The organism is Streptomyces sp. NPDC026062 (assembly GCF_055568375.1).
Genome location: NZ_JBVHOQ010000011.1, coordinates 217,023 through 228,650 on the forward strand (window position 1 = coordinate 217,023; position 11,628 = coordinate 228,650).

The 11,628-nt window shown below is 67.5% G+C and carries 8 protein-coding genes and 1 pseudogene; 4 read left to right on the plus strand and 5 right to left on the minus strand.

Annotation, left to right across the window (positions count from 1 at the left end; translation table 11 throughout):
* Positions 1-130: 130 nt before the first annotated feature.
* The 3 genes from ACZ4LX_RS13240 to ACZ4LX_RS13250 all read right to left on the minus strand — a co-directional run bounded on the left by ACZ4LX_RS13240 (position 131) and on the right by ACZ4LX_RS13250 (position 2,735).
* A complete protein-coding gene (locus ACZ4LX_RS13240; protein WP_467651222.1) occupies positions 131-1,831 on the minus strand; it encodes a hypothetical protein in 1,701 nt (566 codons plus the stop codon).
* 155 nt (positions 1,832-1,986) lie between these two features.
* On the minus strand, positions 1,987-2,355 hold the full coding sequence (locus ACZ4LX_RS13245; RefSeq protein WP_467651223.1) for a hypothetical protein: 369 nt from the start codon (positions 2,353-2,355) through the stop codon (positions 1,987-1,989).
* Complete coding sequence (locus ACZ4LX_RS13250) at positions 2,352-2,735, minus strand: transposase (RefSeq protein WP_467651224.1); 384 nt, start codon at positions 2,733-2,735, stop codon at positions 2,352-2,354. The genes ACZ4LX_RS13245 and ACZ4LX_RS13250 overlap by 4 nt, the downstream gene beginning before the upstream one ends.
* Positions 2,736-2,927: 192 nt before the next feature.
* Between ACZ4LX_RS13250 and ACZ4LX_RS13255 the strand changes: the two genes are divergently transcribed.
* The 4 genes and pseudogenes from ACZ4LX_RS13255 to ACZ4LX_RS13270 all read left to right on the plus strand — a co-directional run bounded on the left by ACZ4LX_RS13255 (position 2,928) and on the right by ACZ4LX_RS13270 (position 6,152).
* Complete coding sequence (locus ACZ4LX_RS13255) at positions 2,928-3,050, plus strand: hypothetical protein (protein WP_467651225.1); 123 nt, start codon at positions 2,928-2,930, stop codon at positions 3,048-3,050.
* A 149-nt stretch (positions 3,051-3,199) separates the two neighbouring features.
* Entirely contained in the window at positions 3,200-4,645 is a 1,446-nt protein-coding gene (locus tag ACZ4LX_RS13260; protein ID WP_467651226.1) for a replication initiator, read from the plus strand.
* A complete protein-coding gene (locus tag ACZ4LX_RS13265; protein WP_467651227.1) occupies positions 4,645-4,869 on the plus strand; it encodes a helix-turn-helix domain-containing protein in 225 nt (74 codons plus the stop codon). The genes ACZ4LX_RS13260 and ACZ4LX_RS13265 overlap by 1 nt, the downstream gene beginning before the upstream one ends.
* A pseudogene (locus ACZ4LX_RS13270) lies at positions 4,869-6,152 on the plus strand (tyrosine-type recombinase/integrase). Before ACZ4LX_RS13265 ends, ACZ4LX_RS13270 begins: the two are co-directional and overlap by 1 nt.
* Before the next feature lie 66 nt (positions 6,153-6,218).
* Here ACZ4LX_RS13270 and ACZ4LX_RS13275 read toward each other — a convergent pair.
* Both ACZ4LX_RS13275 and ACZ4LX_RS13280 read right to left on the minus strand, forming a co-directional pair.
* The gene (locus tag ACZ4LX_RS13275; protein WP_467651228.1) at positions 6,219-6,761 is read right to left on the minus strand and encodes a DUF4265 domain-containing protein; all 543 of its coding nucleotides are present in this window, start codon (positions 6,759-6,761) and stop codon (positions 6,219-6,221) included.
* Positions 6,733-11,430, minus strand: a complete 4,698-nt coding sequence (locus ACZ4LX_RS13280; RefSeq protein ID WP_467651229.1) for a polymorphic toxin-type HINT domain-containing protein — start codon at positions 11,428-11,430, stop codon at positions 6,733-6,735. The genes ACZ4LX_RS13275 and ACZ4LX_RS13280 overlap by 29 nt, the downstream gene beginning before the upstream one ends.
* Positions 11,431-11,628 lie beyond the last annotated feature (198 nt).

Genomic DNA, 11,628 nt, shown 5'->3' on the forward strand with positions numbered 1-11,628 from the left:
GTTCCCGCACCACCGGGGTGACGGCGCGAGCGCGACCCGGGTCTTCGCGCTTCTGCGGCAGCGGCGGCGCTGGAGAGCCCGATGCACCCGCAGCGTCACCGTCGCCCCGAGGCCATGCCACGACCACCGCTTACCGCCCGTTGAGCTGGAGCGGTGGGTTCGGGTCGGTGTCATCGTTCATGAAGTCCTTCATGCCCTGCCACAGCGAGCGGGCCTGGTGCACGGTCGCCCCCCGGACCCCGTCCAGAACCTCCGAGCGCTCGCCGAAACCGACCGGGAGCGGCGGAAGGCCCAGCGTGGCCAAGGTGCGGATCTGGAGCTCCGACGGATCACCGGGGTCGCGCAGCAGGCGCGCCACCTCGCGCGCATCGCCGCCACCGGCCGCCGCGACGAGCAGCTCCGCGTACTGCTGTGCGATCTCCAGCGACGGCATCGTCCCGGGCCCCGCCCAACGGTGCCGGGCAGTTGTCCTGCCCTTGCTGACGACGGTGAGGGCGCGGGAGCCGCCCCCTTCGCAGTGGGCGATCAGGGTGGTCAGTCCAGCAGCGCCGAAGGCGGTTTCCGCGACCTTGGCCAGTCCGTCGAGACGCAGCAGCGTCGCTCGGCGCCCGCGCTTGCCCGCTGTCTCCTGGGACGGGGCCGCCTCCATCAGCGTCCACCGTCCGGCCGGAGCGAGCCTCACGGTCGCCCCGCACAGCAACAGCTCCTGCGAGACACGCTGCGCCGGGGCCGGTACGTACGCGATCTCCCGTGCCCCCTGGGGCTGCACGGCCTCCGGCAGCGGCACCGCAGGGGCGGGGACGGTGCCGTTGCGCGGGACGGAGGCAGCAAGCCGGGAGCGGGCGTGGTCCCGGAATTGCAGGAACGCGTCCAGCGGAGTCCCCGCGTACTCCCACGGAGAAGCGGTGGCGTACCGCCCGATGGAACGGTAGACGTCCAGCGACTCGGCCCACCGTTCCTTACGGTTCAGCGCCCACACCAGGTGGTTGCGGATCAGGCGGGCGGCGCGGTCCTCGGGCGGGCGCGACGCCGAGTACGTCTGTGCCGTGGCGATGATCTCGTCGATCCGGTCTGCGCCGGGAATCGCCTGGCCGCCACGCCCACGCGGGTGCCTCTGCTGCTCGATGCCGACTTCTGTCAGTGCCACGACCTCCAGGGCGCGCAAGGGAGAGTCCTGCGGAGCGTCGGCGGCGGCGCGGGCCGCGTAGTCGAGCATCTCCTGGTGACTGCCGTACCACTTGGCGGCAAGGAACTGCACGGCATTGACGTGGGTGGGCGCGTGATGGGGCGCGCAGGCGAGCGCTTGATGCAGACAGTCGTCGAAGACGTCCCGCGGTGCCTGGGCGCCCATGCAGTGGTTCAGGGCAGCGGACCAGGGGACCGGGTCGCCGGGGCCGGCCGCGACGGCCGCCTCGATGACCGGCAGTGCGTCATTCAGCAGTGCGAGGAAGGCGCTGAACTGGTCCGCGGCCACATCCTTCGCATAGGCGGCCGTGCGGACCTTCCATGCCTCGAAGAGGCGCCGGAACGCCTCGATGACAAGGGCATCGGGGTCCTCCGGCGACTCGGCCAGCCAGTGGTTCAGCCACGTCGCGTCATCCCCAGCGATCTCGGCGAGGGCACGAACGCACTCGTCCCGCAGCACCCAGTCGGCCTCCTCCCGTGTGGCAGCGAGGAGCGCGCGGGCAGGCTCGTACACACCACGACGCGCGCCGGCCAGGGCCTCGGCGGCACGTGCGTCCAGCGCGTCAACCGCGACCGCGTGGTCCGGGGGCAGCCCGACGCCGGTCGCCTCCAGGTGCTGGACCATGCGTGCCGCTTTGCCGAACACGTGCGCCTCCTCCACAGGACCTGCATGTTCCTGTCATGATCGCACCGTGTCACCTCCCTGACCGGCCGGTCAACGAGTCGTTTCCATAACGACGACAGCCACGAACCACCGGGGCCCCCACAAGCGCATTTGAGCGAGTCCCGAAGTTCCCGCCCTCAGACGCTGCTCGTGAAATGCCGGAAGACCCAGCACCATTGGGGAAGTTCCAGCGACGTCAGGCGCCACCATGTCAAGACCAAGACCGTCGGGCCCGCTATGAGCGATTGAGCCGGTTCCGCAGTTGTGAACCAGGACCGACGTGACACCGGCCAGCACCTGGTACGTGTGCTGAGCGGGCCCGACGAGGCGTCGTAGATCTGCCGGATCTCCACGAGCAGCTCCTCGTCCGAGGCGTTCTTCGCATCCTTGGCCGACTGGCGTCCCTTCCATCCGTAGTGGCTGGATCTGTCCCATCCCAGCAGGTCACACACCCTTCTGACAGGGTGTTCCGCGCGGATCTCGTCGACGAAGCGGTAGCGGATCACTGCCCCGTCTCCCGCGCGAAATAGGCGGCCGCCTTCTGCAGGATGTCAATGTCCTGCCGGGCGTGCGCCAGCTCGTGGTTCCGTTCGGACAGCAGCCGGTCCAGCTCACGGACCTGCGCTTTCAGTGCCTCGACGTCCCGGCTCACCGCGGCGTCACCGCCGTCATTGCCAGCGGCCCTGCGCAGCCGCCCCGGCTCACGCTCCACCCACGTGTCCAGCGTCGCCTTGTGCACGCCCAGCAACCGCGCGATGTCCGCAACCCGCCTCTCAGGCGAGGAGAGCACCAGCTCGACCGCGTCCTTCTTGAACTCCTCCGGGAACCCCGCCTTCCTCGCCCAGTTCCATACCCGCGCCCCATGCCTGGAGGCCACCACCGCCACCCCTGTATTCGATCTGGTGCCCGACGAAGCGTTCGTACCCGACGTGGCACCCTCGGCGGCCGTCCCGGTTGTCGTCGCTTCCCCGGCCGAGGAACTGGAGCCCGCCTCGGCTCCGGCTGACGCTCCGCCGGTCGCCGTCACCACGACGGGCCGACCCGCTTCCGGCCCGGCCCTTCCGGCCGCCCTGCGGACGTGGCCCGGCGCATCGCGGACACCCACCACGCCGAGCACGGAACACCGATCACCGCCGCCCACCTGGGCACACGCATGGGCATCGCCCTCCCGGTGGCCACCACCGCACTCGCTCAGCTCTGAGCACCGGCCCCCACCGGCCACATCCCCCTCGCTGAACCCACACCCGCCCCCCGGGCCCGGTTCGCCATGCCCCGAGCAGCACCAACACGCCTACAGATCCGGTTGGTTGCCGCTCGGGGCCCCACCCGAACAGAAGGGACACGCCCCGAATGGTCACCCTGGACCTGCGCCACGTGGCAAGCCCCGCCGTACGGGACCTGCTCCACCTCGTCAACCACCCCGACTTCGACCGCGCACAGCAGCAGATCGAACGCCTCGGCGGCTGCACCGAACCCGTCCGCCTGACCGGACAGACCACCACCGTCGACACCACGACCGGCGAAGTCCTTCGTGCCTATACCTCCTCCGACGAGCCGACGGGCAGCCTGCTCACCACGTGCGGCAACCGCCGCTCCTCCCGCTGCCCGGCCTGCTCCCGCCTCTACGCCGCCGACACCTACCACCTCATCCGCGCCGGCCTCTCCGGCGGCAAAACCGTGCCCGACACCGTCCGCACCCACCCCCGCGTCTTCGCCACCCTCACCGCACCCTCCTTCGGCCCCGTCCACAACCGCCCCACCACTCCCAGCGGCGACGTCCGGCCCTGCCGCTGCCACCAGCTCCACGGACCCACGGACGCCCTGCTGGGCACGCCCCTGAACCCGGCGACGTACAACTACACAGGCGCGGTCCTCTTCAACGCCCACGCCGGAGCCCTGTGGGCCCGCTTCACCACCTACCTGCGCCGCGAACTCGCCGCCCGGCTCGGCCTCACCCAGAAGGCTGCCCGCGCCGTGCTGCGGATCTCCTTCGCCAAGGTCGCCGAGTACCAAAAGCGCGGCCTGGTCCACTTCCACGCCGTCATCCGGCTAGACGGCCCCGACGGCAACACCACGCCCCCACCCTCGTCCGCCACCGTCGCCGTGCTCGCCGATGCCATCCGGGCCGCCGCCCTCCGTGTCCGAGTGGCCGTCACCTCGGACGCGATCGGGGAGCGCGAACTCACCTGGGGCACGCAGCTCGACGTGCGCGAGATCGCCGCCTTCGGTACCGACGCCGAACTCACCGACCAGGCCGTGGGCGCCTACGTGGCGAAGTACGCAACCAAGTCCGCCGACGCCTCCGGCACCCTCGACCACGCCCTGTTCTGCCGCCCCTGCCAGGGACGCGGTGCCACTCTCCTGCCCCACGGCACCCCGCTCCCCTGCACCGCCTGCGACGGCACCGGACAGGCCCGCCCGCTGCACCGCCTCGCCGTCGCCCGCCACGTCCGGCAGATGATCCGCACCTGCTGGGAGCTGGGCAGGCTGCCGGAATTCACCGGCCTCAAGCTCTGGAAGTGGGCGCACATGCTCGGCTTCCGGGGCCATTTCTCCACCAAGTCCCGCCGCTACTCCACCACCCTCGGCGCGCTGCGCGACGCCCGCCGCACCTGGCGCACCGAGCAGGCCCGCGCCCACGCCGGCCTGCCCGAACCCGACCCGACGACCACGCTCGTCGTCGGCCGCTGGGACTACCTCGGCTCGGGCTACAGCCCCGGCGCGGCACTCCTCGCCGCCGGTGTCTGGCATCGCAAGGTACTGGAACGGCAGTTCGCGGCCGAAGGGGGCTGCTGATGGCCTCGCCCCCACTCGCCGTCCTCCGCACGGAGGCGTCCCCGGCGCTGGATCTGCTCACGGTGCCCCAGGTCATGGCCCGCCTCCAACTTGGCCGCTCCGCCGTCTACGACCTGCTCCGCACCGGCCAGCTCGCCTCCATCACCCTCGGCCGCGCCCGCCGCATCCCCACCCACGCCCTCACCGACTTCATCCGCACCCGCCTGGAACAGGAAGCCGCCTGATGACCGCACCCCGCTCCGCTCCGCCTCGCCGCTCCCGTGCTCGCGCGAACGGCGACGGGACCGTCTACCAGCGCAAGGACGGACGCTGGGAAGCCGCCGGATACGTCCTCGCGCCCGGCAACACCCGCAAGCGCGTCCGCGTCTACGGCACCACCCGCAAGGACGCGATGACCAAGCTCACCGAGAAGATCGCCGCCAGCAACCGTGGTCTCCCCATCGCCGCCGCCGACAGCACCGTGAGCGCCTACCTCGCGTACTGGCTGGACGGCGTCGCCGTTCACCACCTGCGGGAAAACACCCACACCCGCTACGCCGTCTCCATCCGCCTCCACCTCAACCCCGGCCTCGGCGTCAAGAAGCTCGCCCGGCTTACCACCCGCGACGTCCGCACCTTCCTCGACGGGCTGCGCACCGCCTGCCAGTGCTGCGCCCAGAACCGGGACTCCGTCCGGCAATCCTGCTGCGCCATCGGCCAGTGCTGCTGAAGGCGGCTTTCACCGCTGACCGTGACGTACGTCCACGCGGTCCTCAAGTCCGCCCTGGAACACGCCGTCCGCGAGGACGAACTGCCGCGCAACGTCGCCCGGAACGTCAAGACGACCACGCCCCGCCCCAGGCGCTTCCAGCCCCTCACCGCCACCGAAGCCCGGCAACTCCTCGACGCCGCCCGCGCCGACCGACTTCACGCCCTGTACGAACTCGCCCTGCGCACCGGACTCCGCAAGGGCGAACTCCTCGGCCTCCACTGGGAAGACCTCGACCTCGACGGCGGCACCGCCACCATCCACCGCTCCCTCCAGCGCACCCGCAGCCAAGGGCTGACCGTCCTGAACACCAAGACCCTGGCCTCCGAGCGCCGCATCGCCCTCCCTACCGAATGTCTCAGCTCCCTCAAGATCCACCAGGAACGGCAGCAGGAAGAGCGCCAGGCAGCCGGAACGGGCTGGACGGACAACGGGCTCGTCTTCACCACCCCGAAGGGCAGGCCGCTCGACCCCACCAACCTCACCCGCCGCTTCCGCAGCCTCCTCCACAGCGCAGAACTCCGGACCATCCGCTTCCACGACCTCCGACACTCCACCGCCACCCTGCTCTTGGAACAGGGCGTCGATCTCGTCGTCATCAAGGAACTCCTCGGCCACGCCCACATCGGCGTCACTGCCGGCGTCTACGCCCACGTACGACTCCGCCTCCAGCGTCAGGCCATCGACACTCTCGGCAATGCCCTCGGTAACGGCGACGATGCCCCCGACGACCCACCCACCGCAGCCGTAGTCCGTTGACGTTGCCGTCAAGACCGCAAGGAGCCCCGCCGGAATGGAATCCGGCGGGGCTCCTTGCGGACCATATTAGTGATCCGGCTCTGGCAATTCGAGTTCGTCGCGGTGAGCCCTGGCAAGGGCACTCTCTTCGATGCCAATTTTCTCTTCACTGGCAATTCGAAGGAGAGCGGTTCTCATGGGTGCGTAATCAACATTCGGCGGCACATCGATTGCCCACAGAGAACCGCTTGCATCAATCTCCCAGGAACAATCAAAGGCGCGGAGCGTGGCGTCGACTTCCTCCCCCACGCCGTCACCTTTGATGATGATGCGGACTGCTGAATGGCCAGACTCAGAAACGAACTCCTCGAACACGAGCTCCCTGCGCTCGTGATCAGCCCTGACCCGCACGATATCCCCGAAGGCAACACCCTTCACATAGAATGGGGTGTTCCGGACCTGAACTTCCATCTTCACGGAAGTCTTCCCAGTCCAGAGTCGCTCCGCAGACGCACGCGCCCAGTGGGCCGTCTCTTCAGGGAGATCGAAGGCTACCTTGTATAGCCTCTCAGGCTTATCGTCCGACGCCGATTTTCCGGCGCTAGTCATCGAGGAAATCTCTGAGCTCATCGTCCCAATCCTCCAAAGGCTTCGTGGACTTATCTCGGTTGCATCGACGGCAGGCCACAGCACCATTATGGTCGCCGCCGTGCCCTCCACTGGCCTTCGGCTCTACGTGGTCGATCTGGGCATCGTCGGGCCTCCCCTTGATGGCGTCCCCATTGGCATCTCGCGATGCGCGCCGCTCCACCGTCTGCCCACAGTAGTCACACTTGTATTCGCCACCATTCTTCGCGGCGTTAGCGTCGTAGACCTTCTGCCTCTCAGCATCAGTGAAATCCAAACCAGCTCTGTTGCAGTTATGCACAAGAACCGGAGTGGCGCCCGCCAGCACATAGTACGTGTGGAGGTCGTTGACGGTGAGGTTGTAGACAGCCTCGTTCAGCACGGTCCATCGCTGGACTGCACTGATTTCCACGTGCGTGCCGGCACCCGCGCGAAGTCGCTCCCCCGCCTTGAGGTGAGTGGCGTCAACCCACGCATTGAGTTCCGGCACCCAGAAGGGATGCCCATCTGTGGCAGTGACCGATGCGGTGCGGTTGCCCTTGTCGCCGTCGGTATCGATGGTGACCTTGACGAGGTGCTTGAGGCCTTGGCCCTTGATCTCGGCCGTGACCTCTCTGGCCTCGGTTTCACCCGTTTTGGGGTCGGTAGCCAGGACCTTGTCACCGATCTTGACCTTCTCGATCAGTTTTGAGGTGCCATCGGCCATCAATACTCTGGTACCTGAGGTGAAGCTGTTCCCAGGTAGCAGGCACGAACCTCCCAGGTCTCGCGCCAACCGCGACTTGCTGTACCAGTCCTTCACCCCACTGATCAGCTTGTCACCGAGATTCCACAGGCGTTTGGCGAGCTCCGCACCCTTCTTCCACTTCCAGGGCAGGCCATACTTCTTGGCCAACTTGCCGACGATGCCGCCGACCGCGCTGGAGATGATGTTGACCGCGGTTGCCCCGCACGCCCCGAGCGATCCCGTGGTGAAGCAGTCCAGGGCGTCAGTGATGCCGAGCTCGTCGGCGGCGATCTGAGCCAGTTCCTTGGCTGCGGCGATCGCGCGCTGCTTGGCGACATCGGCGTCCGTCTGGGCCCTGCGGGCCTTGTACGACGATGGCGTCTCCTTCGGCGCCTGGACGCCGTAGTAGCCGTAGTACTGCCCGGTGGGCTTGACGCTCCAGCCACCGTTGCCTGTCGGTTTGCAGGTGATCCCGACCAACGTGCAGTCGTCCGGCGCCAGTCCACCCGGGTCCGAGAATGTGACCGGGTTGTTGAGGCTGTACGCGTAGCCGTTGATCTGCTGCGGGTCCGTGTAGTCGATGATCGGGTCGGCGGAGATGAACCGGCCCGTCGAGTTGTCGTACTCGCGTGCCCCGAGTGTGGTGAGACCAGTCAGCTCTTGGACCGTGCCGCCTACGAATCCCTTGTCGTCGACCCAGTCCGTGGAGGACCTGTCCCGTTCGGCTCCGAACGGATCCATGCGGCGGCGCTGGATGGCTCCGGTGGCGGCGTTCACTGCGAGTTGGGCGGTGCCGTGGTGGTCGGAGGCGAGGAAGGTGACACCGTTGTTGTCCCGGACCGCGACGGTCTGGCCGGCCAGGCTGTAGTAGCGGGAGCCTGTCACCGCACCGGTGGACCTGTTGAGGTGCAGTTCCATGCCGGGCAGGTAGAACGTCGTCTCCGCTGCCGTCTTGCTCAGCAGCCGGCTCCCGCCTGCGTCGTAGACGTAGTCGGTGGTGGCGCCGTCGGCGTTGGTGACCTTGGTCAGCTCGCCCTGCTTGTCCCAGTCCAGCCTCTGCGTGCCGCCGTTGAGCACTCGTTGCTCGGTGTTGCCGGTGTCGTCGTAGGAGTAGGTGTTGGACAGCTTGACCGCGGGTGTGGTCGAGGTGGCCGTGGTGTTCACCACCTCGGTGGTCAACTGGTGCGGGCCCTCGCCGTTCTCTCCGTAGGTGTACGCCTTCGTTGATGTCGCCGCGCCGTTCACCCCGTAGTCGGTCGCCGACGTCCGGTTGCCCAGCGTGTCGAACCCGTACTTCGACCAGTACGGAGCCGTACCACCGACAGTCGTCGCCGAAGGCGCGGGCGCACAGGCAGCATCGGTTGAGCCGGTGCCGACGGCCTTGTCCGGAGTGACCTTCGACGTCCACGCGTCCGTCATCTGCCGCAGGCCGTCGTACCGGAAGCACTGCACATCCGCCGCACCGCCGCTCGGCGTGTCCGCGATGGACTGGACATTGCCACCGGCGTCATAGGTGTAGCGGGCGTCGTACACCACCGAGGTGGAACCCTCGACGGCGACACGGGTGTTGATGAGTCGCGAGGTTCCCTGTTCGTAGTAGTAGTCCACCAGGGTCTTCCTGGCACCGGTCTCACCGGTGGTCAGCTTCAGCCCTTCGAGCTGGTTGGTCGGCGAGTACGACACCTCGGAGACGTAGCTCATGCCGCCGAGCGAAGTCTCCAGTGCAACCGGCCGCTGAAGGTCGTCGTACTGGAAGGACAGGGCTTCGGCCGGGAGACCGCCTGCGGCCGGCGAGTTCTGTCCCGCGACCGTGCCGTCCGCGTTGTACTGCGTGTTGAATTCATAGGTCCCGCCCAGCTCGGGCTCGGCCGTCTTCGACAGGTAGTACCTGGTCCGGGTCGGCTCGAGGTCATCGTCCAGGGCCGGATAGAGCACCGAGGAGAGGACCGCGCCGTCCTTGTACGTGTACGTGCCGTACAGCGCGCCCTTCGCCACCGTGTCGTACTTGGAGACGGACAACTTGGTGCCGGTGCCGGCGGCGCCCTGCCACGTCTCCGTGGCGCGACCGATCTTGTCGTAGACCGTAGTGGCGGTATTGGAACGGGCGTCTGTCGTCGACAACAGCCGGTCCAGGTCGTCGTACTCGTAGATCACGGAGCCGGTGTCGGGGTCGGTCGACGTGTGCTTCCGGCCACGCTGGTCGTAGGTGTACGACCAGACGTTGGCCTTGTCGTCGGTGACTTTGGCCAGCTGACCGGCCGGGGTGTAGCCGTACTTGGTGGCCACGTAGTCGTTCGCGGTGCCCGGCAGAAGCGGCTTGTCACCCTTGTACTGGCGCAGTTCGACCGTGCGGTCCTGGGCGTCCGTGATGGTGGTGGTGGGTGTCTGCCCGTTCGGAGGGTCGACGTGGACCCTGTCTCCGCCGTAGGTGTACGTGGTTCGGTTCTTCTCGATGCCTGCAACGTTCAGGATCGCTGCCGTGGTGCGGCCGGCTCCGTCGAATTCGGTCACGGTCTGCGCGTCGATCTCCACGTTGCGCGGGACGAACAATGTGGAGGACGGAGCGCCGGTGGTGTAGTAGGTGTCGTTGGTCTTCACCACACGGCCGGAGCCGTCGTAGTAGGTGTCCGCGATCAGACGTCCGCCGCCCTGACCCTCGGTCTGGACCTGGCGGGGCCGGAGCAGCCCGTCGTACAGGGTGTACTCGTGGCCGTAGGACGCGCCGTCCTTCTCGATCTTCTGCGTGTGCAGGTAGCTCGGTCCGGTGTTCCGGATTCCGTAGTCGTACTTGATGGACGGGCTGTGGGCCGTCTTGGAACGATCCGGCATCCAGACGGAGACAAGGCGTCCGAGGCCGTCGTAGGCGAGGTCGGTGCGCTTGCCGTTCATGTCGGTCTGCGACGAGAGCGTGCCCCACTCGGGTACGTACTCCGTGACCGTGGACCAGCCGAGGATGTTGGTCTCGGTCTTGGACACCGCCAAGCCATAGGCGTTGTTCGCGTAGGTCGTCGTCGTGGGCGTCTTGGCCGCGTCCGTGACAACCAGCGGGCGGCCGTACTGGTCGAAGGTGGCGGTCGACACCTCTTGGTAAGTGGCAGTGGTTCCGTTGTGCGAGGCCAGACGCTTCACCAGGGTGGGCTCACCCTTGCTCGGCGCCGCACCGAGTGTCGTCGAGCTGTCGTAGAAGGTCAGGTCGTCGGACATGACGACCTTGGAGCGGTCGGGGCCAGTCGTGTCGCAGTCGACGGACAGGCTCTCGACTCGCGAGACATAGCTGTACAGGTGCTTGGTGGCGTTGTCAGCGTATTCGGTACGGGTGCACTGGTTGTCCGCGACGTCCAGTTCGCCGTAGTCCGCCACTTGGGTGGCTCGGCCCTTGTCGTCGTAGGACGTGGTGGAGGCGGTCTGCCGCCAGGTCCCACCGTCGAGTGCCTCGTATGTGTCCGCCCGGCCGGCTCTCACGAACCGGGCATAGGAGGTGCCCCAGTCCTTGACGCGGGTCGAGGTGACCTTGGTCCAGGGCACGTTGATCGACTTGGAGACGACCTTGTCGCCGTTGTAAGTCGTCGTCTCCAGTTCGGTGCCGGACTTCCAGTCGGAGTCCTCGTACGAGGTGCCGTTCGTCGCCGTGATGCTTGCCGAGCGGGTACCCCCGTCAGGGTCGGCATCTCCGTGCAGGCCGCGGAAGAAGACATGCTCGGTCTTCGTGTTGGACGGGCTGATACTTCCGTCGGAAGTCTCGACTCGGACCTTGCCGTAGCCGCGCCAGTCGCTCCATGTCAGGTGATCCGTCTTGGACAGTCCATCGGGCTTGCCCTTGCGCCAGCCCGCGTCACCGAGGTACGTGTAGGTGGTCCTCTTGTCCGGACTCTCGGCGACGTCGTCCTCGTCGATCACCGACGTCACCACGTATTTGTTGAACCAGTCCGTGATCGGGTCCGTCACGCCGGGCGGGTTCCACTTGACCGGGTAGCAGCGCACAGTCGACTTGCCGACCTTGGGCAAGGTCGCCGAGGTGCATTGGGGGGCGGAGTAGTTGACAGACAGCGTGAACCGTCCCGGGTCAGGTGGAGGCTCGATTCCGTGAAAGGATTGAGTCATGGCACGACCCTCCCGTTACCCCCTTGAGCTGCGCCGCCGTGC